9 protein-coding genes and 6 pseudogenes are annotated in these 17,565 nt (G+C 39.0%); 6 read left to right on the top strand and 9 right to left on the bottom strand.

Annotated elements, in window-relative coordinates:
• Nucleotides 1-177: 177 nt before the first annotated feature.
• The 4 genes and pseudogenes from ACWYN3_RS34720 (at nt 178) to ACWYN3_RS34705 (ending at nt 6,354) form a co-directional block, all read left to right on the top strand.
• Nucleotides 178-2,432, top strand: a pseudogene (locus ACWYN3_RS34720) (sodium-translocating pyrophosphatase).
• Between the two features lie 131 nt (nt 2,433-2,563).
• Nucleotides 2,564-4,038: pseudogene (locus ACWYN3_RS34715) on the top strand (amino acid permease).
• 173 nt (nt 4,039-4,211) lie between these two features.
• Nucleotides 4,212-5,700: pseudogene (locus ACWYN3_RS34710) on the top strand (amino acid permease).
• An 87-nt stretch (nt 5,701-5,787) separates the two neighbouring features.
• On the top strand, nt 5,788-6,354 hold the full coding sequence (locus ACWYN3_RS34705) for a MarC family protein (RefSeq protein ID WP_456218292.1): 567 nt from the start codon (nt 5,788-5,790) through the stop codon (nt 6,352-6,354).
• Between the two features lie 57 nt (nt 6,355-6,411).
• On the opposite strand, the pseudogene ACWYN3_RS34700 reads toward ACWYN3_RS34705, so the two are convergent.
• From ACWYN3_RS34700 to ACWYN3_RS34675, 6 genes and pseudogenes are all read right to left on the bottom strand, one after another.
• Nucleotides 6,412-6,681 (bottom strand): annotated as a pseudogene (locus ACWYN3_RS34700) (RsmB/NOP family class I SAM-dependent RNA methyltransferase); the annotation flags it as partial.
• The gene (locus ACWYN3_RS34695; RefSeq protein WP_456218291.1) at nt 6,597-7,577 is read right to left on the bottom strand and encodes an RsmB/NOP family class I SAM-dependent RNA methyltransferase; all 981 of its coding nucleotides are present in this window, start codon (nt 7,575-7,577) and stop codon (nt 6,597-6,599) included. The gene ACWYN3_RS34695 and the pseudogene ACWYN3_RS34700, both read right to left, overlap by 85 nt.
• Before the next feature lie 24 nt (nt 7,578-7,601).
• Entirely contained in the window at nt 7,602-8,837 is a 1,236-nt protein-coding gene (locus ACWYN3_RS34690) for an ABC transporter substrate-binding protein (RefSeq protein WP_456218290.1), read from the bottom strand.
• A pseudogene (guaA, locus tag ACWYN3_RS34685) lies at nt 8,794-10,325 on the bottom strand (glutamine-hydrolyzing GMP synthase). The gene ACWYN3_RS34690 and the pseudogene guaA overlap by 44 nt, the downstream one beginning before the upstream one ends.
• Before the next feature lie 8 nt (nt 10,326-10,333).
• Nucleotides 10,334-10,786: a deoxycytidylate deaminase gene (locus ACWYN3_RS34680; RefSeq protein ID WP_456218289.1), complete on the bottom strand. Its 453-nt coding sequence runs from the start codon at nt 10,784-10,786 to the stop codon at nt 10,334-10,336.
• Between the two features lie 4 nt (nt 10,787-10,790).
• Nucleotides 10,791-12,398 (bottom strand): MFS transporter, encoded by a 1,608-nt coding sequence (locus tag ACWYN3_RS34675; RefSeq protein WP_456218288.1) that lies wholly within the window; start codon nt 12,396-12,398, stop codon nt 10,791-10,793.
• A gap of 215 nt (nt 12,399-12,613) precedes the next feature.
• Here ACWYN3_RS34675 and ACWYN3_RS34670 point away from each other — a divergent pair, with 215 nt between their 5' ends.
• Nucleotides 12,614-13,318 (top strand): LysE family translocator, encoded by a 705-nt coding sequence (locus ACWYN3_RS34670; protein WP_456218287.1) that lies wholly within the window; start codon nt 12,614-12,616, stop codon nt 13,316-13,318.
• 162 nt (nt 13,319-13,480) lie between these two features.
• Nucleotides 13,481-14,026 (top strand): inclusion body family protein, encoded by a 546-nt coding sequence (locus ACWYN3_RS34665; protein ID WP_456218286.1) that lies wholly within the window; start codon nt 13,481-13,483, stop codon nt 14,024-14,026.
• Nucleotides 14,027-14,104: 78 nt separating this feature from the next.
• On the opposite strand, the pseudogene ACWYN3_RS34660 reads toward ACWYN3_RS34665, so the two are convergent.
• The 3 genes and pseudogenes from ACWYN3_RS34660 to ACWYN3_RS34650 all read right to left on the bottom strand — a co-directional run bounded on the left by ACWYN3_RS34660 (nt 14,105) and on the right by ACWYN3_RS34650 (nt 17,551).
• Nucleotides 14,105-16,011, bottom strand: a pseudogene (locus ACWYN3_RS34660) (amidophosphoribosyltransferase).
• Nucleotides 16,012-16,854: 843 nt separating this feature from the next.
• On the bottom strand, nt 16,855-17,007 hold the full coding sequence (locus ACWYN3_RS34655; protein WP_456218285.1) for a hypothetical protein: 153 nt from the start codon (nt 17,005-17,007) through the stop codon (nt 16,855-16,857).
• Between the two features lie 73 nt (nt 17,008-17,080).
• On the bottom strand, nt 17,081-17,551 hold the full coding sequence (locus tag ACWYN3_RS34650; protein WP_456218284.1) for a helix-turn-helix domain-containing protein: 471 nt from the start codon (nt 17,549-17,551) through the stop codon (nt 17,081-17,083).
• Nucleotides 17,552-17,565 lie beyond the last annotated feature (14 nt).

The following is a 17,565-nucleotide window of genomic DNA, read 5'->3' as shown; positions in this document are numbered from 1 at the left end:
TTGTCATCGCTAATATATTTAAATTATCAAAATAAAAGCATCCTAAAATACTAGGTCACAACTATATTGTAAATCTCTCAGCCAGACACGATTAATTTGGCAATGTCAGAAACTCTCTTTATTTTGTATAACGGCCTGAGTTGCCATCTACCTGATGAAACCAAATTTAAACAACATATGATTTTTTTACAACAGAATTTAATTTACTTCATCCCCCTTTTTGGCCTTATTGGGATACTGGTTATGGCCTTCCAGAGTGCCTGGGTCACCCGGCAGGAAGCAGGAGACAAAAACATGTCTGAACTCGCAGGTTACATAGCAGACGGAGCTATGGCCTTTTTGAAAGCAGAATGGAAAGTGCTCAGTTATTTCGTTATCATTGCTGGCATATTATTAGCCTGGTCAGGCACACTGACCGGCAGTGCCGCAAGCCCAATTCATTCCAGTCCTATAATCGCTGTAGCCTTTTTAATAGGCGCAGTATTTTCAGCCTTCGCTGGTTATTTAGGAATGCGCATCGCTACAAAGGCCAATGTCAGAACCACACAGGCAGCCAGAACCAGTTTAGCGCAAGCCTTAAAAGTTTCATTCAGAGGAGGAACAGTAATGGGATTTGGCGTTGCCGGATTAGCCATTCTGGGTTTAGGAACCTTATTTATTATTCTCTACCATACCTTTGTACATCCTGGCACCCCGGGATCATCAGCAGAATTAAAAAAGACTATCGAAGTTTTAGCCGGTTTTCTCTTTAGGGGCAGAAAGTATTGCCCTTTTTGCCAGAGTTGGCGGAGGAATCTATACCAAAGCAGCAGATGTTGGCGCTGACCTTGTTGGAAAAGTAGAAGCAGGAATCCCGGAAGACGACGTACGTAACCCTGCAACCATCGCAGATAACGTTGGAGACAACGTTGGAGACGTAGCAGGTATGGGTGCCGATTTATTTGGCTCATATGTAGCGACGATCCTTGCGACTATGGTATTAGGGCAGGAAATTGTTTCGGTCGATCTGTTTGGAGGCATGGCCCCCGTATTATTACCAATGCTTATTGCAGGATTAGGATTAATCTTCTCCATAGTAGCTTCCCTGTTTGTTAAAATCAAGAAAGAAACCGACAGTGTGCAAAGCGCATTGAACATGGGCAACTGGCTGTCTATTGTACTGACCGCTATTGCCTCCTATTTCGCTGTTCGCTGGCTGTTACCTCCGGTAATGTCTATCCGCGGATTCGAGTTCACCGCTTATCTCTGTCTATTATGCGATATTAATCGGCTTGCTCGTGGGCACATTAATGAGTCTGATCACAGAATATTATACAGCAATGGGTAATCGCCCGGTAAATTCAATCATTCAGCAATCCTCAACCGGGCATGCAACAAACATTATTGGTGGTTTGTCTGTAGGAATGGAATCAACAGTATTACCAATTCTGGTACTGGCAGCCGGGATCTATGCCTCTTACTATTTCGCAGGTTTTTATGGTGTGGCCATTGCCGCAGCCGGGATGATGGCCACTACAGCAATGCAGCTGGCTATTGATGCTTTTGGTCCAATTGCCGATAACGCGGGTGGAATTGCAGAAATGAGCGGATTACCAAAAGAAGTGAGAGAAAGAACAGACATGCTGGATGCAGTAGGAAACACAACCGCTGCGACAGGAAAAGGCTTTGCTATTGCTTCAGCTGCCCTAACCTCACTTGCCTTGTTTGCTGCATTCGCAGGAATTTCAGGTATCACCTCTATCGACATCTATAAAGCGAATGTACTTGCCGGATTATTTGTAGGCGGTATGATTCCTTTCATCTTCTCTTCTCTTTGTATTGCAGCGGTAGGCCGTGCGGCGATGGCGATGGTACAGGAAGTAAGAAGACAATTTAAAGAAATTCCAGGGATCATGGAATACAAAGCTAAACCCGAATATGATAAATGTGTTGCTATTTCGACCGAAGCCTCTATTCGTGAAATGATGCTACCAGGAGCAATTGCTTTAATCGTACCTATTATTGTCGGTTTCACTTTCGGCCCCGAAGTATTAGGCGGACTGCTTGCAGGCGTAACAGTTTCAGGTGTATTGATGGGAATATTCCAGTCAAATGCAGGTGGAGCATGGGATAATGCTAAGAAATCCTTTGAAAAAGGAGTCATGATTCAAGGTAAAATGGAATATAAAGGATCAGATCCTCATAAAGCATCTGTAACCGGAGATACTGTTGGAGATCCGTTTAAAGATACTTCAGGCCCCTCAATGAACATTCTGATTAAGCTGATGTCTATCGTTTCACTGATTATTGCACCTCACATTGCTGTAGGTATCAATAATCCAGGCACGACAGAGATCAGAAAGGAAATACAAATCAGTAAATCGACAGATTCAAAAGGGAAAATCAAGATTGACACCGTTAAAAATGTAACAGATACGCTGATTCATCCTTAATTAAGCCATATATTGTTCTGAATAAAAGGGATTTCCAACAAAAATCCCTTTTATTTTTTAATATATTTTAATTAGGTTTGAAGTTGAACTAACTCTATAAAAAACAAATCAACTTAACCATCAAACTGAATATGTTATTTAAAAAATCTATCCCACAACTATTAGCTGAGGCAAATGAGAGTGGCGAGGGCACATTAAAGCGTACCCTAACCAGTTTCAATCTTGTAGCCTTAGGCGTTGGTGCTATTATTGGTGCAGGATTATTCTCTCTTACAGGTATTGCAGCGGCAGATAACGCTGGTCCTGCGGTAATACTTTCCTTCATCATCGCTGCAGTTGGTTGTGGTTTCGCAGGTCTTTGCTATGCAGAGTTTGCTTCTATGATTCCTGTTGCAGGAAGTGCCTATACTTATTCTTATGCCACTATGGGAGAATTTATGGCATGGATCATCGGATGGGATTTAGTTCTCGAATACGCATTAGGTTCAGCTACAGTAGCATCAAGCTGGTCACAATATTTCTCACAATTTCTCTTAGAGTTTGGCATCCATTTCCCCACCAGCCTGTTACACGGGCCATGGGAAGGCGGAATTGTCAACCTGCCTGCAATTATAATTGTTTGCTTGCTATCTCTGCTGTTAATGAGAGGTACAAAAGACTCCTCATCAGTAAATAACGTATTGGTTATTGTGAAGGTGTCCGTTGTATTGATCTTCATTGCTTTAGGATGGAGTTTCATTAATCCTGTGAACCATCACCCATTCATCCCTGTTAACTTAGGCGAAGAAGCGGTAAAATCAGGTACCAAAGGCTTCTTTGAATTCTTTGCAAGTGATGATTTCGGCCATTATGGTATTAGTGGTATCCTGCGTGGTGCAGGCGTTGTTTTCTTTGCCTTTATCGGTTTTGATGCCGTGAGTACTGCTGCGCAGGAGGCGAAGAACCCACAAAAAAAGGTATGCCAATTGGTATTATCGGTTCATTGGTTGTCTGTACCTTATTATACGTATTGTTCTCTTATGTAATGACAGGACTGGAAAACTACACCAAATTTGCTGGTGATGCCAAACCCGTTGCTACTGCCTTTGCACAAACAGGATATACTTTCTTAAACCGCTTTTTAATGATTGCCATTCTTGCTGGTTATACTTCAGTGATCCTGGTACTCTTACTAGGACAAAGTCGTGTATTCTATAGTATGAGTAAAGACGGATTGTTGCCTAAAGTATTTTCGGAGCTACACCCTAAAAACCAGACTCCATGGAAAACCAATCTTGCATTTATGGTTTTCGTAAGTCTTTTTGCTGGATTTGTTCCAGTATCTGACTTAGGTCATATGGTAAGTATCGGTACGCTATTCGCCTTCTCACTGGTTTGTATCGGAGTTCTGATCTTAAGAAAAACAGACCCCGAATTAGAAAGACCTTTCCGCACGCCATGGGTTCCAGTGGTCCCTATATTAGGTATCATTGTTTGTGTACTGATGATGGCTTCTTTACCTATTGTAAGCTGGGAGCGTTTAGCGATCTGGATGGCATTAGGTATCATTATCTACTACGCTTACAGTAAAAAACACAGTAAGATTAGAAATCAGCATAAAGCTTAAACGTTATCTATGTGACAGACAAAAAGTTAATCTGTTATCACTCCATACATTATATTGAATAAAAGGGATTTTCAACGAGAATCCCTTTTATTTTTTAATATATTTTAATTAGGTTTGAGATTGAATTAACCCTATTCCCAAAAACAAAACAATCTTAACTATCAAATTAACTTATGTTATTTAAAAAATCTATTCCACAACAATATTAGCTGAGGCAAATGAGAGTGGTGAGGGTACATTAAAGCGTTCCCTAACCAGTTTTAATTTAGTAGCCTTAGGCGTTGGTGCTATTATTGGTGCAGGATTATTTTCCCTTACAGGTATTGCAGCGGCAGATAATGCCGGTCCTGCAGTAATACTTTCCTTTATCATCGCTGCAGTTGGTTGTGGTTTCGCAGGTCTTTGCTATGCAGAGTTTGCTTCTATGATTCCTGTTGCAGGAAGTGCCTATACTTACTCTTATGCCACTATGGGAGAATTTATGGCATGGATCATCGGATGGGATTTAGTTCTCGAATACGCATTAAGTGCAGCTACAGTAGCATCAAGCTGGTCACAGTACTTTTCACAATTCCTCTTAGAGTTCGGTATCCATTTCCCCCAAAACCTATTACACGGCCCATGGGAAGGTGGAATTGTCAATGTACCAGCAATTGTAATTGTTTGCTTGTTGTCTTTGCTGTTAATGAAAGGTACAAAAGACTCATTCAGCTGTAAATAACGTATTGGTTATTGTAAAAGTAGCTGTAGTATTGATCTTTATTATTTTAGGATGGAGCTTCATCAACCCTGCTAATCATCATCCATTCATTCCTGTTAATCCAGGTGAAGAAGCTGTAAAAGCAGGTACAAGAGGATTCTTCGAATTCTTTTCGAGTGATGAATTCGGACATTTCGGTATTAGTGGTGTATTGCGTGGCGCGGGCGTTGTTTTCTTTGCCTTTATCGGTTTTGATGCTGTAAGTACTGCTGCGCAGGAAGCTAAGAATCCACAAAAAGGTATGCCTGTTGGTATTATCGGTTCATTGATTGTCTGTACCTTATTATATGTATTGTTCTCTTATGTAATGACAGGACTGGAAAACTACACCAAATTTGCTGGTGATGCCAAACCGGTTGCTACTGCCTTTGCACAAACAGGATATACTTTCTTAAACCGCTTTTTAATGATTGCCATTCTTGCTGGTTATACCTCAGTAATCCTGGTGATGTTATTAGGTCAGAGCCGTGTATTCTACAGTATGAGTAAAGACGGGTTATTGCCTAAAATCTTCTCAGATTTACACCCTAAAAACCAGACTCCATGGAAAACTAACCTTGTATTCATGGTTTTCGTAAGTATTTTTACTGGGTTTGTTCCAGTATCAGACTTAGGCCATATGGTAAGTATCGGTACTTTATTTGCCTTCTCACTGGTTTGTATAGGTGTATTGATTTTGAGAAAAAACTAATCCTGAACTGGAAAGACCTTTCCGTACGCCATGGGTTCCTCTGATTCCGATATTAGGTGTTGTCGTTTGTGTATTGATGATGGCTTCTTTACCTATTGTCAGCTGGGAGCGTTTAGCGATCTGGATGGGATTGGGTGTGATCATCTATTACGCTTACAGTAAGAAACATAGCAAGATCAGAAGAGAATATAATGACAGCTTATTAAAATAAGCCCTCTTTAAAATGAATTAAATAAAAAAGCCACTTATATAAGTGGCTTTTTATTTAATTCATTTTACATTTACACAAAAATACACCATGGAATTCAATCTAAGTCAAATACTCTCAACTTCAATGGTTTTGTTTGCGATCATTGATATATTAGGTGCTATTCCTGTGGTTATTCAGCTACGTAGTAAAGCAGGTCATATCGAGTCCGAAAAAGCCACAATTGTAGCCACCTGCCTGATGATCATTTTCCTGTTTGCAGGAGAAACCCTGTTGAAAGTTATAGGACTGGATGTAGAATCTTTTGCCATTGCCGGCTCACTTGTTATTTTTTGTATTGCAATGGAAATGGTATTGGGGCTAACCTTATTCCATGAAGATGCTCCCGAAACAGTCTCTATAGTTCCCCTGGCCTTCCCATTGATCGCGGGAGCCGGAACCATGACAACCTTGTTATCTCTTAAAACTGAATACGCTACTCAGAATATTATAGTAGGTATCTTAATCAATATGATGTTCGTTTATTTCGTGCTGAAGAATACAGAACGTTTAGAAAAGCTTTTCGGAAAGTCAGGCTTAAACGTATTGAGAAAGGCATTTGGTGTAATCTTACTGGCTATCGCGATTAAGCTGTTCAGAAGTAACACAGGTTTATAAAACATTAAAAAAAGGATCTGTCCAAAAAAGCCGAAACCCTTCAGACAGACCCTATTATTAATCTTTTTTAATCAGCCTTGCGATAAACATCGTATCAGCTTTATCATTATACCCAGTAATGCTTTGCATACTTTCCAGCGTAACTGGTAAGTTAGCAAGCAGGTGAGCGATTACTTCTTCATTTTCCTTTTTGAATACCGAGCAAGTGATATAAATCAATGGTTTGCCCACTTTCAGATATTTCACGATACGCTCAGCAATACTTTTTTGCAATTTAGAGAAGTACTCAATTTTATGTGCATCAAAATGAACCAGCATTTCTGGTGTGCGGCCCCAGGTACCGGAACCCGTACATGGCGCATCAAGGATAATCCCATCAAACACATAGTCATGTAATCCTGATCATTATTCTGTAGCAGATCAAGCACCTTCTTATGATATTTCTTAATACCCGCAGCCTGAAAACGCTCATCCAGATTGTGCAAACTATTCTCTCTGACATCACTGACCAGCAGCTCTATTTTAGGCTCCATATCATGCAGCAGAAGAGATTTCCCTCCAGACGCGGCACAACAGTCCCACCAATAATCATAAGGCTGCGGAGCAAAGAATTCACCCGTCTTTTGAGATGATAAATCCTGTACCTGGTAATATTGATCTTCCGGAAGCAGTTTTTCTAATTTTGTACCATTAGGTAATGCCAGTGTTTTATCACTAATTTCCTTCACAACAACCTCAGCTGCAACCAGCAAATCGAAGATCTTTTTATGATGTGCAGATTTAATCCGGAGAAACAAATCAGGCTGAATAAAGAATGACTGTAAGAAATCAGTCAGATCGATCCCTTCAGACAATTCAGTGCTGAAAGAAAAAACATCCGTTAATTTAAATTTCGGGAAAGTATCTTCAACCAGCTTTAACTTAGCTTGTATCGGTAACAGCAACTGCTCTTTAAACTGAGGCAGATAATGATCGATCATCATACTCTCTGTCTGATTGCAAAGGAAATCTGCAATAGCAAGGCGTAACAGTTGCTTCTCTTTCTTTAATGCCTGACCTAAACGGAAATAGCTATACAGGTACCTGGTCGCCCAGCGTCTGTCTGACGAGCCCATTTGCTTGTGCTGTTTAAAATAGGTAACCAGAAACCTGTGCAAAGGTAAAACCCCGTCATATTTACTGAAGACATCCTCAAAGGAACGTACTTGATATTCTAACTTCATATTGTTTTTCGGTAGATGTAAAACCTATTCTATTGGATCTAAAGTATAGTTTTTATACTCCAGTAAGAACAGACTCGTATTGATATAACCCAGTTTTTCATCTTTGATAAACCGGAAAGAATTACCCAGTCCATCGTGTCGTTCTGTGGTCAGATGTTTTAAATAACCTGCCCCATGTTCAGCCAACAATTTACCAAAGAAAAACCCGATATCAAACCCTTTAAATGAATACTCAGCAGGTTCAAACTTATTAAGCTGGCGATACTTTCTGACGAAATTGATCACATCCCGGCTTTTATAATCTACCCAGTAAGATGTCGTAATTCTTGTATGCAATAACTGCAATTTCTCTGTATTGTAATTCTGCTTGATCCAGTTTGGATGACCAAATAATTCAATTGCATTACCAGCACCTTTCATCTTAGCAAGTTTATCTAAACTCCCTACTACAAAAGCCCTGTCAGACGAAGAAATCAGCACTGCATATTGTTTACCAGGAACCATTTTAGTTTCCATGGTAAATACTGAGCTATACTCCTGAAAAGTATAACGGGAACCCCGCCCCTTCTGGAAATAATCACGTAAAGGATCGCCTAATATCTCATCACCCGATTTCTTTGGATCAATCAAAACGACTACGGTTTTTCCCGGATCATATTCCCTTCTGATATAATCCCCGATTTTATCAGCATGCAGATCAATATTATTCACAATAGAGATCAGATTGGGATTATTAAATTCCTGAGGATGTGTAGCTGCCAATGGCGATACAACGGGAATATTATTCGCTATAGAATAGTTGGTAATAAACTTCACCCCATCAGGAAATACAGGGCCGATAATTAAGTTAGTGCCTTTAATCTGGCCTGATTTGATCAAAGAAGTAATCTGAACATTATTATCACGTGTGTCCAGCACTTTTACCTTAAAGTTCATCCCGGTAGCAGCTGCAGAGTCAACCCCCATTTTGAAGCCCTGATAAAAATCAATGGCCATGGCAGATTTTTCCAGTTCAGCTTTACTGCCTGATTTAATTCTGGCACTATTCAGGTTCAGCGGAACCAGTAAAGAGATATTGGCCTCAGTGAATTTCTTCTCTGATGCCATATCTTTTTTATCTTCTACTTTTCCGGTTTCTTTTTTAGGTGACTTATTTGTTCTTGTCTTTGGCGAACAGGCCGCCAGACAAAAACAAATAAATATCAGACACCAGAATCTATTCCCACTCAATCGTTGCAGGTGGTTTTGAACTAATATCATATACAACCCTATTAATACCTTTGACTTTATTGATTATTTCATTAGAAATTTTCGCAAGAACCGGGTAAGGTAAATGACACCAGTCGGCAGTCATACCATCCACAGATTCTACAGCACGAAGGCAGATTACGTTTTCGTAAGTACGTTCATCGCCCATTACACCAACAGATTGAACCGGAAGGAATATTGCACCTGCCTGCCAAACCTGATCGTATAAGCCTGCTTCTTTAAGATTATTAATATAGATCGCATCAGCTTCCTGAAGGATCGCTACTTTTTCGGCAGTTACATCACCCAGAATACGAATCGCTAAACCTGGACCCGGGAAAGGGTGGCGGCCTAAGATAAAGTCTTCTAAACCTAATGATTTACCAACTCTTCTTACTTCATCTTTAAATAAAGTATTCAAGGTTCCACTACTTTAAGTTTCATGAAATCAGGTAAACCACCAACATTATGGTGAGATTTAATTGTTGCTGAAGGGCCTTTTACAGAAATTGACTCAATAACATCAGGATAGATCGTACCCTGTGCAAGCCATTTTACATCCTGTACTTCATGCGCTGCATCATCAAATACTTCAATGAATACACGGCCTATAGCTTTACGTTTCAGCTCAGGATCTTTAATACCAGCAAGCTGGCTTAAGAAACGGTCCTTTGCATCAATACCTTTAATATTTAAACCTAAGTGTTTGTATTGTTCTAAAACAGCGTCGTACTCATCTTTACGTAATAAGCCGTTATCTACAAAAAAACAGTGAAGGTTAGTTCCTATAGCTTTGTGCAAAAGAATTGCTGCAACGCTTGAATCCACACCACCAGAAAGACCAAGAACAACTTTATCGTTGCCTAATTTCTCTTTCAGGGCTGCAATTGTTGTTTCAACAAAAGCATCTGGTGTCCAGTTCTGACTGCAACCACAAATATCAACCAGGAAATTTTCCAGTAATTGTTTTCCGTCAGTACTATGTGTTACTTCAGGGTGGAACTGAATCGCGTAAGTATCCGAGTTTTTCACATGGAAACCGGCAACTCTTACACTGTCAGTGCTTGCTATGATCTCAAAAGTTTCAGGAACAGCAGTGATGGTATCACCATGTGACATCCAAACCTGAGAATCTAAACTTATGTTTTTTAATAATTTACTATCTGACTGAACAAAATTCAGATTTGCTCTTCCATATTCACGGGTTGAAGAAGCCTGAACATCGCCGCCAGAATGCTGCGCAAGATATTGTGCACCATAACAAACAGCCAGTACTGGAAATTTCTGATGAAAGCGTGTTAAATCTATTTGAGGTGCATCTTCCTGACGCACAGAATACGGGCTCCCTGAAAAGATAATACCTTTAACATCTGATAGGGTTTCCGGAATGTTATTAAATGGATGTATTTCGCAATAAACATTAGCTCACGCACGCACCCTGCGGGCTATCAATTGTGTGAATTGAGATCCAAAATCGATAATGATGATTTTTTCTAGCATGGCCAAAGTTAGTATTTATTCACTTCAACACCGAATCTTTTTAAGAAATCCACACCCTCATCACTAGGCAACCCTTTGTAAGCTGCATAAGAATCTTTAAAATAAACAACTTTTATCCCTGACGAAAGGATTAATCGCGCGCAGGCGATACAAGGAGAAAGCGTAGTATATAAGGTAGCCCCTTCAATTTTAGATCCATTTCTGGAAGCGTATAAAATCGCATTTTCCTCTGCGTGAAGCGCCAGTGAGCAACTGCCCCTGGAATCTTTATCACAGCCTTTATCAGGCCATTCTTCATCACAATTATGGGTACCCGATGGTGGCCCGTTATACCCGATAGAGATTATACGGGTATCTTTTGTTAATACAGCACCAACCTGTGCCCTTACACAATGAGATCTGGCGGCAAGGTCTACCGCCAGATTCATATAAATATCATTAAAACCAGGTTTAACTGTCATAAAATTAATGGCCCCCTTCTGCTTCGATATGTTCTACATCAATTCCTTGTCTCTTCAATACCGAACTCACTTTCCACGCAAAGAATATCAGGTAAACAAACCCAAACAGCGGGATAATATAAGAGTGGTGGATACCATGTGTATCCGCTAATTGTCCTTGTACCGGTGGCAGAATAGCACCACCTAAAATCATCATAATCAGGAATGATGAACCCTGGCTTGTATATTTTCCTAATCCTGTGATAGATAATGCAAAAATAGAAGGCCACATAATTGAACAGCATAAACCACCACTGATAAATGCAAACGTAGCAACTTCACCTGTAGTCATTAAACCAACTATCATACAAATTACCCCTAAAGTGGCAAAAATAGCTAGTGTTTTAGCTGGTTTCTCCTGACCAAGGAAGAATCCTACGATCAATACAGCAACACAAACACCATAGATATATAAGTTACCTACATCAGTACCAGTAAAGTGATTTACTAAAAGGATCACGCCAAAAGCAACAAAAGGAACAATAACGGTCAATATGTTTTTAGTGATTTTCGATAAATTGAAAGCACTGACAGCACCTGTCCAGCGACCAATCATCATACTTCCCCAATACAGGGCGATATAAGGCTTAATTGCAGACTCAGGGAAACCACCGAATTCTTTCAGGTGTAGTAAAGCACCCAGGTTACTCTGAATAGTTACCTCAACACCTACATAAGTAAAGATGGCGATCATACCCATAATCAGCTGAGGATATTGCATTGCACCCCATTGATTCCCGTTTTCTTTCTTTTTAAGCAGTACAAAGATTAATGCACCAATGATAATAGCAAGCGAAGAATATACAAAATTTGCTTCCGGCAGATGAGTTAAACCAGCTAAAGGTTTAGCTGCAAGTACCATTAAAAACCCAAGGATGATTACTAAAAGCGGTCCATTTGATTTTGGACTAGCTTCCATTGTTTCTTTACTCGTTACTTCTGGTAATTTAGTGATGGCGTAGAAACCAGCAACCAATAAGAATAAACCAGATAAAGCATAGTATAAGGTAGTGATAGAGGAAATCTCTACTGTTTTAGCAACTGCATCACTCGCAGAACCAAAAAGCACAAGACTTACAATTACCGGTCCCATTAAACCACCAAAGTTATTTACCCCACCAGCAAGGTTTAAACGATGCGTACCACTTTCAGGTGCTCCTAAGGCCACCACAAAAGGTTGCGCCGCTGTTTGCTGTAAAGAGAACCCTATTGCAATAACGAAAAAGGCTACTAAAATAAAAAGAAATGATCCTGAATGAACAGCAGGAACCATTAATAAGGCACCACCCGCAGAAATGATCAGTCCCAGGATAATCCCTTTTTTATATCCTATTTTATTAAGGATATCGACCTTACTGGCCTGAGAAGCAAAGTATAAAATTAATGAACCAATAAAATATCCGCCATAGAACGTAAAATCAATTAGTTGAGACTCAAATTGTGTCAGGTTAAAGTGTGACTTACAGAAAGGTATAAAAATACCGTTCGATGCGGCCACAAAGCCCCAGAAAAAGAACACGGTGATGATGGAGTACAACGCCGTTCCATAGTTTTTTTGTTTTTGGTTTTCCATTGATTATACAAGTTTTTTTTGGTTGTCTGAAACTATCTTATGGTTAGGATTGTTCCGTATTATTATTGTCTTAATATTACCAATACATAGTGTTGATAATACAAGGCATAAACATAATTAAAATATTGTGTATAGTGTACACAATAAATGAAGCAAAAAAAATAGGCGGTATTATACTTTAAAATCAGATATTAGCGCGAATTATATGAAGTTGAATGATTGAAGCGATACTACAAGGGATAGGTGCGGGTATTTTGTTTTCGTTTTTAACGGGCCCTGTCTTCTTTTCCATGATCAAAACCAGCATCGAAAAGGGCTTTAAAGCTGGTTTTTCTTTGGCTATTGGCGTGATCTTAAGTGACATTATATTTATCAGTCTCACGATTTTCAGTTCTCAGTTTGTTGATTATAATGCAAATTATAACCAGTACATAGGCATTATTGGAGGGCTTTTCCTTTTAGGAGTTGGTTTGTATTACCTGATTAATAAAGTCACGGTAAACTACGAAACTTCTGAAATTGTCAAGGTGCGCAAGCGCGGATATATCATCAAAGGATTCTTAATGTGCCTGCTCTCCCCTACGACATTAATGTTCTGGATCATGGTGGGCGGTATTGTATCAGGTCAGCTGCATTATGAAATGGCAGAAAAAGTAGTATTCTTTGTTGTTGCCATGTGTACCCAGCTCTTCGTAGATTTTATCAAAACCTATTATGCGGCTAAATTAAGATACCGGATCAAGGAGAAAAACATCAAGATCCTGAACAGGATTGCCGGTGCTGTCATCATTATTTTTGCGATCAGGTTGTTTATCGAAGTAGCCATCAAATATTACAGCAATCATAATCAAAAAGGTGATCCCACCCTACTCCTACGGGCTCTAAAGGTTCTGAAAGATACATTTTTCAGAAAAATATAATTTTAAACGTAAATATACTTAATCCTGAAAGACAGTATTTACACTCTTTATTATCTATCCCATTCTTTCTTCCTTTACATTGTCATTTGGAAGCACAGCAACAAAAGATTGGGAAAGCCGAAAACCATACAGAGTAGGCTACATTACCTAAAATTATTTACCATGTCAGAACGTAAATCATCAGCAGCATTTATTGACGTTATTGTTGTAATCGATACCGATTATATAAAAGCAAATTGTCCCCGTAACAACAGTCAGAGTAATCCATATCCTATCGATCATTTGTCAGAATATGTGATAGCAACAGGTTCCAATGGTGTCAAAGGACAGGGAACAGCAGATCTTACATTTAATGCTGCACCGGATGACAGGGTTTCTTTTAGAGGGGTATCAGTTTATAACAACTCGGATGATGCTATCATAATCTATGGTATTAAACCTTATGGTGCAGGTCAATCTGATTTATTCAACACTTTCAATTATGATAAGGTAATCAGATTGGGTGCTGCAGTGCCTAACCCGCAAACGCCCAATGGTCTTCCTCCTATTTCAACCAATGTAAGCTTCTATTCTTATAGTTCTACAGTACAAAAACAAGGAAGTGAACTTTATGTGATCCAGTTTGCCTTATTTGAATTAGATGCGGCTAAAGAGACACAACAGGTTTATGGTTATTTCCAATGGGATCCAACGATAAAAATCAGTTAATCTTCCGGAGAGAAATACAATTCCACAAAAAAGCCGGTACTGAAACAGTACCGGCCTTCTAAAATAAGATAATGCTGATTAGTATGCTCTCTGGTTGTTTCCTTCTTTCCAGTTTACAAAAGCCTTATTAACGACTTTGTTTCCACCTGGAGTTGGATAATTACCTGAGAAATACCAGTCACCTGTATGATTAGGACAAGCGATATGTAAATTATCCAGTGTCTGATAAATTACTTCTACTTGTGCAACCGTATCCGCAGGTGTAATGATCTTCGTAATCTGTGCAGAGATTTCTTCCTGTTTGAAAGGTCTGTAGATATCTTTCACATGATTTACAATTTCTTCTTTAGGTAATAATAAAGAAGCTTTACATTTCTGATATACTTCTTCTATAATATGTTCTAATCCGCGTTCTTTTAACAACTGTATAGCTGCTTCAAAGGCTACGAACTGACCTAATTTAGACATATCAATTCCGTAACAGTCAGGGTAGCGGATTTGTGGTGCCGAAGAAACAATAATGATTTTCTTAGGGTGTAACCTGTCGATAATCTTGATAATACTTTGCTTCAGTGTAGTTCCTCTTACAATAGAATCATCCACAGCAACCAACGTATCCACATCGTTTTTGATTACCCCATAAGTGGTATCATAAACGTGCGCCACCATTTCTTTACGATCAGCATCAGCAGTAATGAAAGTACGTAATTTAACGTCTTTAATATACAGCTTCTCTACACGCGGAGCCATGGATAGTAATTCATCCAGTTCTGCATCAGTCAGAGTTTCTTTACGCTCAATAAGCGTATTCTTCTGAATTTTCTTAATGTGCTTATGCAATCCTTCTACTAAACCATAGAATGAAATCTCAGCAGTATTTGGAATAAAAGAGAAAACTGTATTCTTCAAATCTGAATTAACTGCCTTCAGGATCTGATCGATCAATAGTCTTCCTAATTGTTTTCTTTCTTTATAGATATCAGCATCACTACCACGGGAGAAATAGATACGTTCAAATGAACATGCTCTTTTTTCTTCAGGCTCTCTGAAAATTTCCTGTGTTACTGTACCATCTTTTTTAACGATCAGTGCATGTCCTGGTTTGATTTCCTGAACACTGTTAATACCTACGTTAAATGCAGTTTGAATTGCAGGACGCTCAGAAGCAGCCACAACAATTTCATCATCCTGATAAAAGAATGCCGGACGGATTCCTGATGGGTCACGCAGAATAAATGCATCACCATTTCCTACGATTCCAGAGATAGCATAACCGCCATCCCAGTTCTTAGCAGAACGGGTAAGGATATTCGCGATGTTTAAGTTTTGAGAGATTTTAGCAGTAATCTCTACATTTGATAGTCCTTCTTTTTTTTTTGTAGCTATCAAAAAGCTCCTGATTTTCATCATCAAGGAAGTGACCGATTTTTTCTAATACTGTAACAGTATCAGCCTGCTCTTTCGGGTGTTGACCCAATTCGTATAGTTGCTCTAATAACTCATCAACGTTAGTCATGTTGAAGTTACCTGCAATAACAAGGTTACGTGTCATCCAGTTATTCTGACGAAGAAATGGGTGACAGTTCTCTATACTGTTCTGACCGTGTGTTCCGTAGCGAAGGTGTCCTAACAATACCTCTCCTATGAAACTCACATTTTGTTTCAGCCACTCTGCATCCTGCATTAATTCAGGTGTCTCGTTTTGAATGTCTGCGAATTTACCCTGAACGTATCCGAAGATATCTGCAACGGCATTCTGCGCCATCGACCTGTAACGGCTAATGTACCGGTGACCTGGTTTTACATCTAATTTGATTGTTGCAATTCCTGCGCCGTCCTGCCCTCTGTTGTGTTTGTTTCTCCATCAAAAGGTATAGTTTATTCAGTCCGTAAAGGGCTGTACCATACTTTTCCTGGTAGAATGAGAGAGGTTTTAAAAGACGGATAAAAGCAATTCCGCACTCGTGTTTTATCTGGTCACTCATTTGTTTGTGGTTTGAGCCGCAAATTTACCTTTAATAAAAATCAGAACCTAGCTAAAAATACAATCTTTCATCAGCGAAATGTATGTTTTTTGGGGGTTATGGAAGGGATCTGGTAAAAAAATAAAAGCATACTATGCTCGAGCTGCATTTACTTATGCCCGAAAAGGGCAACGCAATGCTATGCTCTTACATTAGTATGCTTTTATTTTTTCCAGATTCCACCATTGCAGATTCCTTAAAACATACATGGAGCCGATGAAGGATTGTACTTTTAAAGACGGCTTGATTTTCATTCTGCGGACATCTGTTGGTTGGTGTGTTAATATGGCTGATAAATACTTTGATTTCAACTGTTGCATTTTCCACACAAGTTCAACCATTTAAATACTGCCCTGCGAAAGATCTTCATTTACTCTGGCCAATAGCTGTTTAGACATACTATAAACCACTGCAGAATTCCAATCCTTTAAATAGCTATAAGTTTTATAAAGCTTTGGATTACTTTTGGAGAATAGGGCAAAGTACCCTTCATATTCTTTAAAACCTAAATCACTGTAAGGTATATTATTTCAGTTTAGTTTTACTACGTCTGTCTTGAAAGTTGTATCCTGAATTTCTACAAATGAAATTCTATTAAATGATTCTATATGCCGGTTGATAATGTCATCCTGATGGGTATTGAATAAGGAGTTGAGAATACTGACATACTTTTCATGAAGTTGTTTCCTTCTGATTCCATACCATACAAAGATGTAAATCTAATTTTCATTAAACTACCATCAAACCCCTTAATATCTACGCAATATCTGCGACCAATAGTAAAGACATATCCTCGAATGGGTTCTACACCAAATCTAAGGCCTTCAATTTCATCTTTGTTAATGTGGTATTCGGAATATCTTTCCAGTTTGAATCCTCATAAGTGACACGATCTAAACTGATGATCAATTTCCGATCCCTGTCTAAAAAGTTAGGCTTAATTTCTATTTCCAGCATCTTATGAGAATCAGGGTTCCATATTCTAAACCTTGCTAAATGCCTTATTCATTTTGCGTACGTAAATCAACAATTACTTAACAGCTCTTAAAAGCTCAACCTTTTCTTTTTCACTTTGCAATAAACGCTCGTAAAGAGCTTTGTTTTCGGCTTGTAAGGCTTCTAGTTTTTCAAGTGTTTCAACCCATTTATCAATAGGGTTAATAGCACAATCAGTATAAGAATTATTATTGCCAACCTTATTGTAACCGACTACTAACGAACCAGAAGCGGCTGTTTCAAAATTATTACTAATATTAAAAATGGCTGTTTCCTCATCAAAGTTTCGGATAGCATCTTCCGGAACTTTTAACGCCTTAGCAACTTCAGCGAGTACATCATCCTCAATTTTCTCTTTTGATTCTAAAACAGAGATTCTTTTTTGACTCCACTCCCCACCTAATTCATACGCAAGTGCATCTTGCTTAATCCCAAGCATTTCTCTGAAACGCTTTACATTTCGGCCTTCGTGAACTTTATTTGGACGGTTTGCAGTTGTACTCATGGTATTTAAGATTA

The organism is Pedobacter sp. NJ-S-72 (genome assembly GCF_053890575.1).
The sequence above is the reverse complement of the archived record's forward strand: the minus strand, read 5'-3'. Positions and strand labels throughout refer to the sequence as shown.

Coding starts and splice junctions, on each gene's coding strand:
- ACWYN3_RS34675 (WP_456218288.1), bottom strand. CDS start 12,398: ATGGAAAACCAAAAACAAAAAAACTATGGAACGGCGTTGTACTCCATC.
- ACWYN3_RS34650 (WP_456218284.1), bottom strand. CDS start 17,551: ATGAGTACAACTGCAAACCGTCCAAATAAAGTTCACGAAGGCCGAAAT.
- ACWYN3_RS34670 (WP_456218287.1), top strand. CDS start 12,614: ATGATTGAAGCGATACTACAAGGGATAGGTGCGGGTATTTTGTTTTCG.
- ACWYN3_RS34695 (WP_456218291.1), bottom strand. CDS start 7,577: ATGAAGTTAGAATATCAAGTACGTTCCTTTGAGGATGTCTTCAGTAAA.
- ACWYN3_RS34665 (WP_456218286.1), top strand. CDS start 13,481: ATGTCAGAACGTAAATCATCAGCAGCATTTATTGACGTTATTGTTGTA.
- ACWYN3_RS34690 (WP_456218290.1), bottom strand. CDS start 8,837: ATGATATTAGTTCAAAACCACCTGCAACGATTGAGTGGGAATAGATTC.
- ACWYN3_RS34680 (WP_456218289.1), bottom strand. CDS start 10,786: ATGACAGTTAAACCTGGTTTTAATGATATTTATATGAATCTGGCGGTA.
- ACWYN3_RS34705 (WP_456218292.1), top strand. CDS start 5,788: ATGGAATTCAATCTAAGTCAAATACTCTCAACTTCAATGGTTTTGTTT.
- ACWYN3_RS34655 (WP_456218285.1), bottom strand. CDS start 17,007: ATGCTGGAAATAGAAATTAAGCCTAACTTTTTAGACAGGGATCGGAAA.